Source organism: Vogesella urethralis (genome assembly GCF_007644045.2).
GTDB classification, from domain to species: Bacteria; Pseudomonadota; Gammaproteobacteria; order Burkholderiales; family Chromobacteriaceae; genus Vogesella; species Vogesella urethralis.
Map to the genome: position 1 here is coordinate 13,197 of NZ_VMDW02000067.1, position 15,684 is coordinate 28,880.

The 15,684-nt window shown below is 62.4% G+C and carries 10 protein-coding genes; 2 read left to right on the top strand and 8 right to left on the bottom strand.

Going from position 1 to position 15,684, the window contains the following annotated elements; all coding sequences use genetic code 11:
• Positions 1-120: 120 nt before the first annotated feature.
• A complete protein-coding gene (locus tag FLQ03_RS06005) occupies positions 121-1,344 on the bottom strand; it encodes an anion transporter (protein WP_144373937.1) in 1,224 nt (407 codons plus the stop codon).
• Positions 1,345-1,493: 149 nt separating this feature from the next.
• Here FLQ03_RS06005 and FLQ03_RS06010 point away from each other — a divergent pair, with 149 nt between their 5' ends.
• Positions 1,494-1,994: a GNAT family N-acetyltransferase gene (locus tag FLQ03_RS06010; protein WP_144373938.1), complete on the top strand. Its 501-nt coding sequence runs from the start codon at positions 1,494-1,496 to the stop codon at positions 1,992-1,994.
• 93 nt (positions 1,995-2,087) lie between these two features.
• Here FLQ03_RS06010 and dnaE read toward each other — a convergent pair whose 3' ends face one another.
• The 6 genes from dnaE to FLQ03_RS06040 form a co-directional block, all read right to left on the bottom strand.
• A complete protein-coding gene (gene dnaE / locus FLQ03_RS06015; RefSeq protein WP_144373939.1) occupies positions 2,088-5,522 on the bottom strand; it encodes a DNA polymerase III subunit alpha in 3,435 nt (1,144 codons plus the stop codon).
• Between the two features lie 81 nt (positions 5,523-5,603).
• A complete protein-coding gene (locus tag FLQ03_RS06020) occupies positions 5,604-5,846 on the bottom strand; it encodes a PhaM family polyhydroxyalkanoate granule multifunctional regulatory protein (RefSeq protein WP_144373940.1) in 243 nt (80 codons plus the stop codon).
• Between the two features lie 124 nt (positions 5,847-5,970).
• On the bottom strand, positions 5,971-8,247 hold the full coding sequence (locus tag FLQ03_RS06025; RefSeq protein ID WP_144373941.1) for an NADP-dependent malic enzyme: 2,277 nt from the start codon (positions 8,245-8,247) through the stop codon (positions 5,971-5,973).
• A 138-nt stretch (positions 8,248-8,385) separates the two neighbouring features.
• Positions 8,386-9,669: a TRAP transporter large permease gene (locus tag FLQ03_RS06030; RefSeq protein WP_144373942.1), complete on the bottom strand. Its 1,284-nt coding sequence runs from the start codon at positions 9,667-9,669 to the stop codon at positions 8,386-8,388.
• On the bottom strand, positions 9,666-10,277 hold the full coding sequence (locus FLQ03_RS06035) for a TRAP transporter small permease (RefSeq protein ID WP_144373943.1): 612 nt from the start codon (positions 10,275-10,277) through the stop codon (positions 9,666-9,668). The genes FLQ03_RS06030 and FLQ03_RS06035 overlap by 4 nt, the downstream gene beginning before the upstream one ends.
• 63 nt (positions 10,278-10,340) lie before the next feature.
• Entirely contained in the window at positions 10,341-11,339 is a 999-nt protein-coding gene (locus FLQ03_RS06040; protein ID WP_144373944.1) for a TRAP transporter substrate-binding protein, read from the bottom strand.
• A 194-nt stretch (positions 11,340-11,533) separates the two neighbouring features.
• On the opposite strand from FLQ03_RS06040, the gene FLQ03_RS06045 reads away from it, so the two are divergent.
• Positions 11,534-13,834 (top strand): PAS domain-containing sensor histidine kinase, encoded by a 2,301-nt coding sequence (locus FLQ03_RS06045; RefSeq protein ID WP_144373945.1) that lies wholly within the window; start codon positions 11,534-11,536, stop codon positions 13,832-13,834.
• Positions 13,835-13,894: 60 nt separating this feature from the next.
• Here FLQ03_RS06045 and nadB read toward each other — a convergent pair whose 3' ends face one another.
• A complete protein-coding gene (nadB, locus tag FLQ03_RS06050; protein WP_144373946.1) occupies positions 13,895-15,478 on the bottom strand; it encodes an L-aspartate oxidase in 1,584 nt (527 codons plus the stop codon).
• Positions 15,479-15,684: the final 206 nt, after the last annotated feature.

The window sequence follows — 15,684 nt, forward strand, 5'->3', positions numbered from 1 at the left end:
GCGATCTTGTTCGAGTTGTATTGCCATCAGACTAAGCAATAAACCCCTGCCATTTCAAGGGTAATTGCAAGCGCCCACGCATTGCGTAGCGCGTGGCGACCGGGCATGTCGCCCGGTGGCTCAAAAGCGCAACAACAGATAAGCCGCGCTGGCGGCCAGCGTCAGCAGCGTAACCGGCACCCCCACCCGGGCGTGCACGCGCCAGTCGATGGCCACGCCGCGCCGGGCCGCAGCGTCCACCACGATGATGTTGGCGATGCTGCCCACGATCAGCAGGTTGCCGGCCAGCGTGCTTACCAGCGCCAGCAGCAGGCCGCCGCCTTCGGCCGGCGTCACCGGCAACAGCAGCATCACCGCTGGCACGTTGGACACCACGTTAGAGAGCAGGAAGGTGGCGGCAAACAGCGTGCCGGTGTGGCTGAGGTCGACGCCGGCACTGGCCAGGCTGGCGATGGCCTGCGCGGTAACGCCGGTATGCTGCAAGGCGCTGTTCACCACGAACAGGCTGACAAACAGCACCAGCAGCTCCCAGTCCACCAGGCCCAGCATGTGGCGCGAATGCAGCTTGCGGCTCATCAGCAGCAGGCCGGCGCCGATCAGCGCCAGGTGTTCGGCCGGCCACGGCGCCACCAGAAAGCCCACCAGCAGTGCCAGCGCCACCGCCAGGCCCTTGCCGGTTTGCCAGGCGTCAAACGGCACGTCCTCGCGCGGGCTGTCGTCACCGGCGGCGTTGTCTGCCGCCTGCCAGCGGCCACGGTACAGCCAGGCAATCACCGCCCAGCTCAGCACCAGCCCCAGCAGCACCGGCGGCAAGGCGTCGAGGAAGTAGCCGGCAAACGGCAGCCGCAGGCTCTGGCCGATCAGCATGTTCTGCGGGTTGCCGATCAGCGTGGCCGCCGAGCCGATGTTGGCCGCACAGGCCAGCGCCAACAGGAACGGCACCGGCGCCAGCCGGCGTTGCTTGCAGGCGTCCACCAGCACCGGCGCCATCGCCAGGCAGACGATGTCGTTGCTGAATACCGCCGACAGCGCGGCGGTGACCGCAATCAGCACCGCCAGTAACTGCGGTGGCTGAATGGCCAGCGCCGCCAGCCGCCGCGTCACCCAGTCGTAAAAACCACCCAGCCGCATTTGCGCCGAGATCACCATGAAGGAAAACAGCAGCATGATGGTAGGCAGGTGCACGGCGGCTACTGCCTGTTCCGGCGTCAGCGCGTCGATGCCGAGCAGGGCAATGGCGCCCAGCAGCGCCACGCCGGTGCGGTCCAGCTGCAGGAAGGGCAGGCCGCCCAGGATCATGCCGAGGTAGACGACGAGAAAGATCAGGACAATGGTGGTGGTCATGGTATGCGGCGGCTGGCGCAGGCGGTACGGCTGCGGGTGTGAAAGGGAAGGCGGCATTGTAGCGCGGGCGGCCACCTGTCGCTTCGGCCATGTGACGTCGCTGGCGACAGCTGCTAGCGTGAGGCTTTGCCCTGCTGAGGTTGCCCGCCATGACGGTTTTCGAGACCCCGCGCCTGCGCTTGCGCTGCATTGACGAACAGGACGCCGCCGTGGTGCTGGCGGCGCTGAACGACCCGGACTTTGTACGCCAGGTACGCGACATCGGCCTGCGCAGCGAGGCCGACGCTGTCAGCCACATCCGCGAGCGCATCCTGCCGCACTATGCGGCCAACGGTTTCGGCTTCTGGCTGGTCACGCGTCGCGACGACGGCGCGGCTTTGGGCTTGTGCGGGCTGTTCCGCCGCGACGGCTTGCCGGATGTGGATGTGGGCTACGTGTTCTTGCCGGCGGCGCGCGGCCACGGCTACGCGCAGGAGGCCGCCAGGGGCTGTATCGATTACGGCCGCCGCGTACTGGGCCTGCCACGGGTGGTGGCTTACATCACGCCGGGCAATGCCGCGTCGGCGGCGGTATTGCGCGGCGCCGGGCTCAGCTCGCAGGGGCTGATGGCTTTCCCCGGCGACGATGCGCCGGCGGAGTGGTTTGCCTGAGCAGCAGGCGTTTGCATCAATGACAAGGCCCGTTTGCGCAGCAAACGGGCCTTGTGCCATGGCGTGGCCAAGGTCAGGGTTGGCCGCAGCGCTTTACCACAGGATCTTCACGCTGTTGTCGCCCAGCCAGTCTTCCAGCGTCATCAGCAGCGCGTCGTCCAGCCGTACGCCCCATTCCGGCGGCAGCATCAGGTCGCCGCGCGCCTTGGCACCGTGGTAGGTAATGCGCAGCGGGCAGCCGCTGTCCGGGCTGAGGTAGGGGGTGATGATGTTGCGTAGCGTGGCTACGTCGTGGCCGGCGCGCATCTGTAGCGACAGGCTGCGTGCGTAGCGGCTGCGCGCCTCGCCCAGCTCGTACAGGTGCTCGGCGATGATGCGCATGCCACCGCTGAAGCGATCTTCGCTGACCTTGCCTTCCACCACCAGCACCACGTCGTCCTTCAGCTTGCTGCGGTTGGCGTCTACCGCCTCGGCAAACAGGCTCACTTCCAGCTTGGCGCTGCCGTCGTCCAGCTGGATGAAGGCCATCTTGCCGCGGTTGCCCACCTTGGTGCGGATGCCGGTGACGAAGCCGGCCAGCAGCTGCGGTTCGCGCCGCGGCGCCAGCTTGGCCAGCGGGGTGCGGATGAAGCCGCGCACTTCTTTTTCGTAGGCCGAGAACGGGTGGCCGGACAGGTAAAAACCGATGGCGATTTTCTCTTCGGCCAGCTGGATGGCGGCCGGCCACGGCTTGCACGCTACCATGTCCACGCTGGGGGCGCTGTCGTCGTCGAACATGTCGAACAGGCCGCCCTGGTTGGCGTTGGCCGCCTGCTGTTCGGCGGCGGTCATCGCCAGCGCCACGTTGTTGAACAGCAGCGCACGGTTGGGCTCGATGCTGTCGAAGGCGCCGGCGCGGATCAGTGCCTCGATCACGCGCTTGTTGACCAGCTTTTTGTCGGTGCGGTTGCAGAAGTCGAACAGGCTGCTGAACGGGCCGCCTTCCTCGCGTACCTTCACCAGGTGCTCTACCGCCGACTCGCCGGTGCCCTTGATGGCGCCCAGCGCGTAGCGGATGTGTTTGCGGTCTACCGGCACGAAGCGGTAGAAGCTGTGGTTGACGTCCGGCGGCAGGAAGGTGAGGCCGTTCTTGCCGTCGGTGGCGTCGTCGTAGAACACCTTCAGCTGGTCGGTGTTGTCCAGTTCGGTGGACATGGTGGCCGCCATGTAGGCGGCGCAGTGGTGCGCTTTCAGCCAGGCGGTGTGGTAGGCCACCAGCGCGTAGGCGGCGGCGTGCGACTTGTTGAAGCCGTAGCCGGCGAACTTCTCCATGTAGTCGAAGATTTCGTTGGCCTTGGCCTCGTCGATGCCGTTGCCGGCCGCGCCTTTCACGAACATGGCGCGCTGCGCCACCATTTCCTCGACCTTCTTTTTACCCATGGCACGACGCAGCAAGTCGGCGCCGCCCAGGCTGTAGCCGCCGCACACCTGCGCCGCCTGCATTACCTGTTCCTGGTACACCATGATGCCGTAGGTGGGCGCCAGTACAGGCTCCAGCAGCGGGTGCAGGTACTCGAACTTGGCGCCGTGCATCCGCTGGATGAAGTCGGGAATCAGGTCCATCGGGCCCGGCCGGTACAGGGCCACGAAGGCGATAATCTCTTCAAACTTGCTGGGCTTGGCCTCCACCAGCATCTTTTTCATACCGGTGGATTCAAACTGGAACACGCCGGTGGTGTTGCCGCTGGCGAAGACCTTGTACGCCAGCTGGTCGTCCAGTGGCAGCTTGGCCACGTCCACGTCCTGGCCGCTAACGTCCTTGATGTACTTTTGCGCCAGCTCGATGATGGTGAGGTTGCGCAGGCCCAGGAAGTCGAACTTCACCAGGCCGATCTGCTCCACGTCGTCCTTGTCGTACATCGACACCGGCGACGCGCCTTCGCCGCTGGCGATGTACAGCGGGCAGAAGTCGGTGAGCTTGCCGGGGGCGATCAGCACGCCGCCGGCGTGCATGCCGATGCCGCGGGTGAGGTCTTCCAGCTTCATCGCCAGCTCGATCAGCTCGTTCGCGCCTTCGCTTTCGATGGTCTCCCCGATTTGCGGCTCGGCGGCCATGGCCTTTTCCAGGCTCAACGGCTTGTTGGCCTCCAGCGGAATCAGCTTGGACAGCTTGTCGCACAGGCCGAACGGCAGGTCGAGCACGCGGCCAACGTCACGGATCACCGACTTGGACGACATGGTGCCGAAGGTGGCAATCTGGCTTACCGCCTCTTCGCCGTACTTGCGGCGCGTGTATTCGATCACGCGCCAGCGGTTTTCCTGGCAGAAGTCCACGTCGAAGTCGGGCATCGATACCCGCTCCGGGTTCAGGAAGCGTTCGAACAGCAGCGCGTACTTGAGCGGGTCGAGGTCGGTAATGCTGAGGCTGTACGCCACCAGCGAGCCGGCACCGGAACCCCGGCCCGGGCCCACCGGGCAGCCGTTGGCCTTGCCCCACTGGATAAAGTCGGCCACGATCAGGAAGTAGCCGGGGAAGCCCATCTGGATGATGGTGTCGCACTCGAATTTCAGCCGCGCGTCGTATTCCGGGCGTCGCGCCTCGCGCTCGGCCGGGTCCGGGTACAGTTGTGCCAGCCGCGCATCCAGCCCTCGCTTGGCTTCGTATACCAGGAAGTCGTTCAGCGTCATGCCGTCCGGGGTGGGGAAGTCCGGCAGGTAGTTCTTGCCCAGTACCACGTTGATGTTGCAGCGGCGGGCAATCTGCACCGTGTTTTCCAGCGCCTCGGGAATGTCGGCAAAGCGCGCCAGCATCTGTTCGGTGCTGAGGAAAGACTGGCATTCGGCAAACTGGCGCGGGCGGCGCTTGTCGCCCAGCGTATAGCCTTCGGCAATGCACACCCGTGCCTCGTGCGCCTTGAAGTCGTCCGGGTCCATGAACTGGATAGGGTGGGTTGCCACCACCGGCAGGCCGGTTTCGCCGGCCAGCCACAGCGTGGACTGCAGGATGTTTTCTACCTGCGGGTTGTCCAGCCGTTGCAGCTCCAGGTAGAAGGCGCCGGGGAACAGCCGCGCCCAGTACTCGGCGCGGCTGCGCGCTTCGTCGGCGTTGCCGTTGGCGAAGGCCATGCCCACGTCGCCCAGGTGGGCGCCGGACAGGCACAGCAGGTTGCTGTTGTCGCCTTCTTCCAGCCAGGCGCGCTTGATTTCGGCGCGGCCACGGTACTGGTTGTAGGTAAAGGCGCGCGTCAGCAGCTCGCACAGGCGGCGGTAGCCTTCGCGGTTTTTCGCCGTCAGCAGCAGCCGGTACGGTTTGTCACGGTCTTCGGCATTTTCCAGCCAGATGTCGCACGACACGATGGGCTTGATGCCCTTGCCGCGGCAGGCCTTGTAAAACTTGACCATGCCGAAGATGTTCATCAGGTCGGACATGCCCAGCGCCGGCATGCCATCCTTGACGGCGCGCTTGATGGCGTCGTCCAGGCGGACGATGCCGTCGGTGATGGAAAACTCCGAGTGGAGGCGAAGATGGACAAAGCGGGGTGCATTCATGCCGGGCATTCTACCGGCGCCGCGCGTGCTGTCCAAATGAAACATGGTTGGCCGCAAGCAGGGCGGCCAACCAGAGCGGGCTTATTCTTTCGGACGCAGCGCAGCCAGCGCGGCTTTTTGCATTTCCAGCGTCTTGATCTGCATCGACAGCATGCCCAGGTTCATGGTGAGCCAGGTTTCCACCACCTTGAGTTCGGCGATCTTGCGCTCGACTTCTTCGCTGCTCATCGGCGGCAGAAAGGGCTGGGCGCCGGGTGGCGTGGCCGACTGCATCATCTGGCGGAACAGCGCAAATGGGTCGGCGGGGTTGAATTCGGCACTCATGCTGGCTCCTGTTCTGGTTTGTTGTGTCTGTATCTTAGTGCAGATTGCGCCAGTGGGCATGCGCATGGCAATAAAAAACGGGCCCCACTGGGGCCCGTTGTCATGCTGCCGTTGGCAGAGCGGATCAGTTACCGTTCTGTGCATCCACAGCGGCCAGAGCCACCATGTTGACGATACGGCGTACCGACGAGATCTGGGTCAGGATGTGTACCGGCTTGGCCATACCCATCAGGATCGGGCCGATGGTCACACCGTCGGACGCAGACACGCGCAGCAGGTTGTAGCTGATGTTGGCTGCTTCCACGTTCGGCATTACCAGCAGGTTGGCCGCGCCTTTCAGCGTGCTGTCCGGCATGGCTTGCTGGCGGATGGCTTCCACCAGCGCGGCGTCGCCTTGCATTTCGCCGTCGATTTCCAGGTCCGGGTGCGCGTCACGGATCAGTTCCAGCGCATTACGCATCTTGCTGGCGCCTTCGGTGTTCCAGGTGCCGAAACTGGAGTTCGACAGCAGGGCCACTTTCGGGGCGATACCGAAGCGGCTTACCGCGCGGGCGGCCATTTCGGTAATGGCGGCCAGTTGCGGCGCGTCCGGGCTTTCGTTGACGTAGGTGTCGGTGATGAAGATGTTGCCGGTCGGCAGGATCAGCGCGTTCATGGCGCCGGCCACTTTATCTTCACGGGCGTAACCGATGACGTCGCGCACGATATCCAGATGCTGGCGGTAAGTACCGTAGGTACCGCAGATCAGCGCGTCGGCTTCGCCGCGGCGTACCATCAGCGCGCCGATCAGCGTGGTGTTGCCGATCACGCGGCGACGGGCCTGTTCCTGCGAAACGCCTTTGCGCTTCATCAGGTTGTAGTATTCCTTCCAGTAGTCGCCAAAGCGCGGATCGGACTCGTTGTTCACCAGATCGAAGTCTTTGCCGGCTTCCAGCTTCAGGCCCAGTTTTTCGATACGCTTGGCAATCACCGCCGGGCGACCGATCAGGATCGGCTTGGCCAGGCCTTGCGATACGATTTCCTGGGTGGCGTGCAGTACGCGCTCGTCTTCACCTTCGGCCAGTACTACGCGCTTGGCTTCTTTCTTGGCCTGGGCGAATACTGGTTTCATGAACAGGTTGGTCTTGTACACGAACTGGGCCAGCTGGTCCACGTAGGCGTCGAAGTCCTTGATCGGGCGGGTAGCCACGCCGGAATCCATGGCGGCTTTGGCCACGGCCGGGGCGATCTTCACGATCAGGCGCGGGTCGAACGGCTTCGGAATCACGTATTCCGGGCCGAAGGACAGTTCCTGGTCGCCGTAGGCGGAAGCCACCACGTCGTTCTGCTCGGCCATGGCCAGGTCGGCAATGGCGCGCACGCAGGCCAGTTTCATCTCGTCGTTGATGGTGGTGGCGCCCACATCCAGCGCACCACGGAAGATGAACGGGAAGCACAGTACGTTGTTCACCTGGTTCGGGTAGTCCGAACGGCCGGTACCGATGATGGCATCCGGGCGTACTTCTTTCACCAGCGGCGGCAGGATTTCCGGTTCCGGGTTGGCCATGGCCAGAATCACCGGGTAGGCGGCCATGGATTTCACCATGTCCTGGGTCACCAGTTTCGGGCCGGACAGACCCATGAAGATGTCGGCGCCGACCATGGCGTCAGCCAGTTTGCGCTGGCCGTTGTCCGGGATGGCGAAGCGCAGCTTGGACTCGTCCATCTTCTCGTCGCGACCCTGGAAGATCACGCCTTTGGAGTCGCAAACGGTGATGTTCTCGCGCTTCACGCCCAGGGCTACCAGCAGGTCCAGGCAGGCAATGGCAGCGGCGCCGGCACCGGAGGTCACCACGCGGACGTTGCCGATGTCCTTGTTCACCAGACGCAGCGAGTTCAGTACCGCAGCGGCGGCCACGATGGCGGTGCCGTGCTGGTCGTCGTGGAATACCGGAATGTTCATGCGTTCACGGCACTTCTTCTCGATGTAGAAGCACTCGGGCGCCTTGATGTCTTCCAGGTTGATGCCGCCGAAGGTCGGCTCCATCGAGCAGATGATGTCAACCAGCTTGTCCGGGTCGTTTTCGTTCAGCTCGATGTCGAACACGTCGACACCGGCAAATTTCTTGAACAGAACGCCTTTACCTTCCATCACCGGCTTGCCGGCCAGCGGGCCGATATTGCCCAGGCCCAGTACGGCGGTACCGTTGGTCACCACGGCAACCAGGTTGCCACGGGCGGTGTATTTGTAGGCGTTCAGCGGGTCTTCCACGATAGCGTCGCAGGGTGCGGCTACGCCCGGGGAGTAGGCAAGTGCCAGGTCGCGCTGGGTGGCCAGCGGTTTGGTTGGGGCGACCTGGATCTTGCCCGGCTGCGGGAACTGGTGGAAATCGAGTGCGGCTTGGCGCAGTTGCTCGTCCATTCTGTTGGCTCCTGATTGTTATTCAGAGGGTGTGGAGAGGCCGGCCATTATAGGGCCAACCCTTGCTTATGGGTACGCGTGTCCGACAAAAAACGCGACGGAAGGGTTCCGTCGCGTCGTGTCGCCGTTTATCGCGGTTTACATCATGCCCAGTGTTTTGGGCAGCCACAGCGAGATGGCGGGTACGTAGGTCACCAGGCCCAGGAAAGCCAGCATGGTGAGCAGCCACGGCCATACCGCGATGGTGAGTTCGGTAATGCCCATCTTGGTAATGCCGGACGCCACGTACAGGTTCAGGCCCACTGGCGGGTGGCACATGCCCACTTCCATGTTCACTACGATCAGGATGCCGAAATGCACCGGGTCGATGCCCAGCGCCATGGCTACCGGGAACAGGATGGGGGCAAAGATCAGTACGATGGAGGACGGCTCCATCACGTTACCAGCCAGCAGCAGGATGACGTTCACAGCCAGCAGGAAGGCCACCGGGCCCAGGCCGGCGTCAATCAGCGAGCTAGCCATGGCCTGCGGAATACCTTCGCTGGTCATCAGGAACGAGAACAGTACCGCGTTCGTGATGATGTACAGCAGCATGGCGGACATGCTGGCCGAATCCAGCAGCACTTTCGGTACTTGCTTCAGTGTCAGGTCCTTGTAGATGAACACGGCCACGATGAAGGCGTACACGGCAGACATGGCGGCGGCTTCGGTCGGGGTGAAGATGCCGGTGTAGATACCACCGATCACCACCACGATCAGCAACAGACCCCAAACTGATTCGCGCAGTGCTTGCAGGCGTTGACCCATGCTGGCCTTGGCCAGGCGGGGGTAGCCGAATTTGCGTGCACGGTACCAGGTGGTCAGGCCCAGGAAGCCTGCCAGCATTAGGCCCGGAATCACGCCGGCCATGAACAGCTGGCCTACCGAGGTGTTGGTGGCTACCGAGTACATCACCATCACGATGGACGGCGGAATCAGGATGCCCAGTGCGCCCGAGGTAGTGATGACGCCAGCGCCGAAGCTGTTGGGGAAGCCTTGCTTCACCATGGCCGGCAGCAGGATGGAACCGATGGCGACCACGGTGGCCGGGCTGGAGCCGGATACGGCGGCAAACAGCGCGCAGGCCAGTACGCCGGCCAGGCCCAGGCCGCCGTGCCAGTGGCCAACCATGGACGAAGCAAAGTTGATCATCCGTTTGGCTACGCCACCATGGGTAAGGAAGTTACCCGCCAGGATGAAGAACGGAATCGCCATGATTTCGAACTTCTCGATACCGGTGAACAGTTTCAGCGCTACCGCCTCGATAGGCACTTCTGTCATGGTGAACAGAAAGGTCAGTACGGTCAGGCCCAGCGAGATGGAGATCGGCATGCCGGTGAGCATCAGCACGATCAGCAGGCCAAAAATGATGAGTGCGCTCATTTTTTGTCGCCTCCGTTTTTCAGGTCGTGCGGGTGCAGGTTGTCGTCCATGGCAAACCAGTTGCTGTCATCTGCCACGTCTTCCATGCCTTCCACGTGGCTGTGGTCATGCTTGGGCAGCTCGCCGGTTTTCATGAAGTTCACCATCACCTGCAAGAAGCGGAAGCTCATCAGGTAAGAACCCAGCGGTACCGCCAGATAAACGATCCACATCGGCACTTCCAGATCGGCCGAGGTCTGGTCGGTATGGGCGATTTCCCAGACAAAAGTCGCGCCCAGCGTGCCGACAATGCCGGTAAACAGCGCGCCGGACAGCAGGCCAATGATGATGAACTTGCTACGGTTCTTGTCCGACAGCTTGTTGATCAGCACGTCCACGCCTACGTGGATACCCGTACGCACGCCATAGGCGGCGCCGAATTTGGCCATCCAGACAAACAGGTAGATGGTCAGTTCTTGTGCCCAGCTGGTGTGGATGTGTGCCAGATAAGGTTGAAGTGACTCGATGCCGCTACCGTAACGGTGCACCACTGCAAAAAACGTAATCAGTGTTGCTACTGCCATCAGGGTTGCGATCAGCCACTCCTCGAGGTGGTCGAGGAATTTCATGTTTTGACTCCGGTGGAAGGTTGGCCGCAGGGCTGCGGCCAACCTGATGCGCTCAGAAAAGGCTTAGTTCGGGGTGTAGCCGGTCTGTTTGTAGATCAGCTGTACCAAGCCTTCACCGATACGGTCGTCCATCTTGGTGTGAACTGGCACCAGAGCTTGTTTGAATGCAGCGCGTTCTGCCGCAGTGGGGATGTAGATCTGGGTTTTGCCGCTGGCCTTGATCTTGGCCAGGTCTTCGTCGTTTTCCTGCTTGGCGATCTTGTTGGCGTACAAGGTGGCATCTTTCATGGCGCCATCCAGAGTGGTGCGCACGTCAGCCGGCAGGCCGTCCCAGAATTTTTTGTTCACGATCACGGCGTAACCCAGATAGCCGTGGTTGGTGACGGTGGCGTACTTCTGCACTTCGTGCATTTTCTGGGTCAGCATATTGGACGGCGGGTTTTCGGTGCCATCTACCACGCCGGTTTGCAGCGCCTGGTAGGTTTCCGAGAAAGCCATTACCTGCGGCAGCGCGCCCATGCTGCGCATTTGCTCTTCCAGTACCTTGGAAGACTGGATGCGCATTTTCAGGCCCTTCAGGTCAGCAGGGGTTTTGAGCGGTTTGTTGGCCGACAGGATCTTGAAACCGTTGTCCCAGAATGCCAGGCCTTTGATGCCCTTGCTTTCCAGCTTGGACAGCAGTTGCATGCCGATCGGGCCCTGGGTCACTTTGTGCAGTTCATCGTAGTTGTCGAAGATGTACGGCAGGTCGAACACTTCGAACTCTTTGGCGCCCAGCGGGCCGAACTTGGCCAGGCTGGGGGCCAGCATCTGTACGGCGCCCAGTTGCAGGGCTTCCAGCTCTTCCTTGTCTTTGTACAGTTGGCTGTTCGGGAAAACCTGTACCTGCACGCGGCCTTTGGTGCGCTCTTCTGCCAGTTTCTTGAAGTATTCTGCGGCCTTGCCCTTCGGGGTGTCCTGCGCCACCACGTGGCTGAACTTGATCACGAAGTCGGCGGCGTTGGCGATGCCGGAAACGCCGAAAGCCAGGCTGGCCACGAGGGCTGCGTATTTCAGTTTCATCTTGTACTCTCCTGTGTTTGTCGTGTTGCGCGGTCCAGTTGTTGTTCGGACTCACTGCACGCTGAACACTAGAATCAAAGCACTAGCTTCTCCATTGGGGACTTCCGCATTGGGGAAAACCCCAATATCCGCCCACGGCGGGCGCCGGCAGCTTGGCGCCCTGCGGCCAACCTGGTCATTTGTCTGTACCTGCCATGCTGAACGATCCTCCTGCTGTTACCACGCCGCGCCGCCTCTGGGTGGGCGCCACACTGATCCTGTTGGGCTTGCTGGCCGCACTGTCCGGTCTGTTCTGGGTGGTATACAAGGACTGGCGCGACGAGCAACGCGACGGCCTGATCCAGGAGCTGTTGTGGCTAGAGCAGAGCCTGCGCCTGCACCTGGAAAACCACCAGCAAAGCGTGGATGGCATGGAAATCGACATGCCGTTGACGCGCAGCGATGCCCGCCGTTTTTATGCTGCTGCGGCGCTTTTGCAACGTGAAAACAAGGAAGTCGAGTCGGTGCAGTGGGTCGGGCCGCGCGGCGAGGTGCTGTTGGATGGGCAAAAGCGCACCGGTTTACAATTGGGGGGTGACGCGTACGACGCCTTGTGGCGCGCCGAGCGCCTTGGGCGCGCCTCGTACAGCCCGCCTTATCTGGGGCAGGACGGCAAGTACCGTTTTGATTTTGCGGTGCCGGTCTTCGTGTCTGGCCGCTATGTGGGTGGCCTGCGGCTGGTGTATCGCATGGACCTGCTGCTGCAGTACCAGGTGCCATGGTGGATTGCTACCAAGTACCACATCAGCCTGGTGGACCTGGGCGGCAAGGTGCTGGCCAGCAAGTTTGACCAGTCGTCGCCTATCGGCACGCTGTCGCATGAGCTGAGCTTCGATCCGCCAGGTTATGGCCTGAACCTGCGTGCCATTACCTATCGCGCCGGTGTGGGCTTCTCGCTGCCGGTGCTCAGCTTGCTGATCGGTATGTTGGTAGTAGCGCTGCTGTTTTCCTTGTGGCGTATCCGTGGTCAGGTCAGGGTACGTGCCCGCGCCGAGCGCGCATTACAGCGTGAAATGTCGTTGCGCCAGGCGGTGGAAGACAGCATGAAGAGCGGCCTGATTGCCTTTGGCGGCAGCGGGCAGATTCTGCGCGTCAACCGTGCCATGTGCGAGCTGACCGGGCTGACCGCCGACGAACTGGTGGGTCAGCAGCTGCCGCACAGCTTTTGGGCCGACGACGATCACGAGGTGCTGACGGCGGCGATGCAGGCCATGCTGGCCGGGCAGTTGCCCGAGCACGGCTTCGAGCTGCCGTTCCGCCACCGGGATGGCGAGAAGTTCGAGGTGCGGCTGTACGCCACGCCGCTGGTGTTGGAGGACGGCCGGCACGATGGCTGGGTGGCCTCGATGTACGACATCACCGAGCTCAAGAAAAAGCGGCTGGCGCTGGATGCCTCGCATCGCCGCTTCCTGGCGGTGCTGAACGGGGTGGAAAGCGGCCTGTGCGTGATTGATGGCGACGGCTTTCAGCTGCTGTACGCCAACCCGGCCTTTGCTGCCGGCTGGGCCGGCTTTGCCGTAGATGGCAGTTACTGCCCGCTGATGCCCGGCCTGTCTGGTGCGGCTCAGGTGGCGGCCAACCTGGAGAGCAGCCCGGATGGTGGGCGCAGCTGGTTTCAGCTGCAATACCGCCGCATCGACTGGGTGGGCGGCGAGCCGGCCTGGCTGTGCATGCTGCTCGACATCACCGACGCCCGCGCCCGTGCCGAACGCGAGCTGGCGCAGGAGGAGCGCTTCCAGACCACCTCGCGCCTGATTGCCATGGGCGAGATGGCGTCGTCGCTGGCGCACGAACTTAACCAGCCGCTCACCGCCATCTCTACCTACTCGTCCGGTCTGGCACGGCGGCTACCGGCCGAAGTGGCGGCCAATCGTGGCATAGGGGAGGCGGTGCAGGCCATTGCCGAGCAGGCCCGCCGCGCCGGGCAGATCGTCAACAGCATCCGGGCTTTTGTGAAGAAGCACGCGCCACAGCTGGAGCTGTGCGACCCGGAGCTGGCGGTACGACGGGTGCAGGGCATGGCGCAACCGATGGCGGACAAGTACGGCGTGCGGCTGCATCTGGAGCCGGCGCGTGGTGGTGTAAGGGTGGAAATGGACCCGGTGCTGATCGAGCAGGTGCTGCTCAACCTGATCAAGAATGCCATCGAAGCGATGCGCGAGGCGGGTAGCCTGCGGCCAACTGTGCATCTGCGCAGCTTTACCGGCCAGCAATTCTGGCGAGTGGAGGTGCAGGACAATGGCCCCGGCTTGCAGGATGCGGTGAAAGAAAACCTGTTTACGCCGTTTTACTCCACCAAAACCGACGGCATGGGCATTGGCCTCAATATCTGCCGCTCCATCGTGGAGTTTCATCGTGGCGAGTTTGGCGTCAGCACCCCGGTTACGGGCGGCTGCGTGTTCTGGTTCACCTTGCCGGTGTTTGTACCGCCCGCCGAAGCATCGCGCCTGCATTGATGCCAGGCATGCAAACGCCCCGCGCGGCAGAAGCAGGGCGGGGCGTTGCGGCGGTGGCGATCAGCGTGATGGCGTCAGGATGGTGTCTTGCGTCTGCGCCAGCGTGTCCGGGTAGTCGCGGCTGAAATGCAAGCCGCGGCTTTCCTTGCGGCTTAGCGCCGAGCGCACGATCAACTCGGCGGTTTGCACCAGGTTACGCAGCTCGACCAGATCGTTGGTGATGTGGAAATGGCTGTAGTACTCGTCGATTTCCTCATTCAGCAACTTGATGCGGTTCAGTGCACGCTCCAAGCGCTTGTTGGTGCGCACAATCCCGACGTAGTCCCACATCGCGCGGCGCAGTTCGTCCCAATTGTGCGAGATCACCACTTCTTCGTCCGTGTCGGTGACGCGGCTATCGTCCCAGTCCGGCATCGCCGGCAGCGTCAGTGGTGCGGCCGACTGGATATCGGCGGCGGCAGCCTTGCCGATTACCATGCACTCCAATAGCGAATTGCTGGCCAGACGGTTGGCGCCGTGCAGACCGGTGCACGCCACTTCGCCCACGGCGTACAGGCCTTCCACGTCGGTGCGGCCTTTCAGGTCGGTGACCAGTCCGCCGCAGGTGTAGTGCGCCGCCGGCACCACCGGAATCGGCTGCTGGGTGATGTCGATGCCCAGATCCAGGCAGTGGGCGTAGATATTAGGGAAGTGCTCCTGGATGAAACTGGCCGGTTTGTACGAGATGTCCAGGTAAACACAATCCAGACCGTGCTTTTTCATCTCGAAGTCGATGGCGCGTGCCACCACGTCACGGGGTGCCAGCTCGGCGCGCTCGTCGTGATGCGGCATGAAGCGGGTGCCGTCCGGCAGGCGCAGGATGCCGCCTTCGCCCCGCACGGCTTCGGAAATCAGGAACGATTTGGTGTGCGGGTGGTACAGGCAGGTAGGGTGGAACTGGATGAATTCCATATTGCCCACGCGGCAGCCAGCGCGCCAGCCCATGGCAATGCCGTCGCCGGTCGCGGTGTCCGGGTTGGTGGTATACAGGTAAACCTTGCCGGCGCCGCCAGACGCCAGGATGGTATGGTTGGCCGCAATGGTCACCACCTGGTCTGCCAGCTTGTCCAGTGCGTAAGCGCCGAAGCAGCGTTTGCCCTCCAGGCCCAGTTTGGCGCTGGTAATCAGGTCAACCGCAATAAAGTCTTCCAGTACGGTAATGCGCGGGTGGGCTTTGATCTTCTGGCCCAGTGTCGTGGTGACGGCTGCGCCGGTAGCGTCGGCAGCATGAATGATGCGGCGATGGCTGTGGCCACCCTCGCGCGTCAGGTGATAACCGGTCTGGTGGCTGTCGTCACGAGTGAACGGCACGCCAAGATCGATCAGCCAGTCAATCGCGTCTTTGGAGTTCTCTACAATAAAGCGTGTTGTCTCTTCATTGCACAGGCCGGCGCCGGCAATCAGCGTGTCACTGATGTGCTCTTCTATAGAGTCGCCAGTGTCCAGTACTGCAGCAATGCCCCCCTGGGCGTAGCTGGAGCTGCCTTCCAGCAGATCACGCTTGGTGATCAGGCCTACTTTATGGGTTTCCGCCAGGTGCAGCGCCAGGGTCATGCCAGCCAGGCCACTGCCAATAATCAGAACATCAAACTTGAGCGTGCTCATACCATGCCTTGCGACGGGTCGCCTACAGTCGATAAACAAGCCCTAAAGGGTAGCAGAGCGCGCATGCCCTGTCTGCGGCAGTGCAATAAAGGTAGGGTTGGCCGCTTGCGGCCAACCTTTTTGCTTTTCGCCACCTTTGCAAATCAGCCACTTAAGCAATTACTTGCACTTTTTTGTGCCCGAGGTGTTGACGGCCCAGTGCGGGG

What these genes read in the sequence shown, in the direction of transcription:
- FLQ03_RS06005 (WP_144373937.1), bottom strand. Translation starts at nt 1,344, where the DNA reads ATGACCACCACCATTGTCCTGATCTTTCTCGTCGTCTACCTCGGCATG.
- FLQ03_RS06020 (WP_144373940.1), bottom strand. Translation starts at nt 5,846, where the DNA reads ATGAGTGCCGAATTCAACCCCGCCGACCCATTTGCGCTGTTCCGCCAG.
- FLQ03_RS06040 (WP_144373944.1), bottom strand. Translation starts at nt 11,339, where the DNA reads ATGAAACTGAAATACGCAGCCCTCGTGGCCAGCCTGGCTTTCGGCGTT.
- FLQ03_RS06030 (WP_144373942.1), bottom strand. Translation starts at nt 9,669, where the DNA reads ATGAGCGCACTCATCATTTTTGGCCTGCTGATCGTGCTGATGCTCACC.
- FLQ03_RS06025 (WP_144373941.1), bottom strand. Translation starts at nt 8,247, where the DNA reads ATGGACGAGCAACTGCGCCAAGCCGCACTCGATTTCCACCAGTTCCCG.
- dnaE (WP_144373939.1), bottom strand. Translation starts at nt 5,522, where the DNA reads ATGAATGCACCCCGCTTTGTCCATCTTCGCCTCCACTCGGAGTTTTCC.
- FLQ03_RS06010 (WP_144373938.1), top strand. Translation starts at nt 1,494, where the DNA reads ATGACGGTTTTCGAGACCCCGCGCCTGCGCTTGCGCTGCATTGACGAA.
- FLQ03_RS06035 (WP_144373943.1), bottom strand. Translation starts at nt 10,277, where the DNA reads ATGAAATTCCTCGACCACCTCGAGGAGTGGCTGATCGCAACCCTGATG.
- FLQ03_RS06045 (WP_144373945.1), top strand. Translation starts at nt 11,534, where the DNA reads ATGCTGAACGATCCTCCTGCTGTTACCACGCCGCGCCGCCTCTGGGTG.
- nadB (WP_144373946.1), bottom strand. Translation starts at nt 15,478, where the DNA reads ATGAGCACGCTCAAGTTTGATGTTCTGATTATTGGCAGTGGCCTGGCT.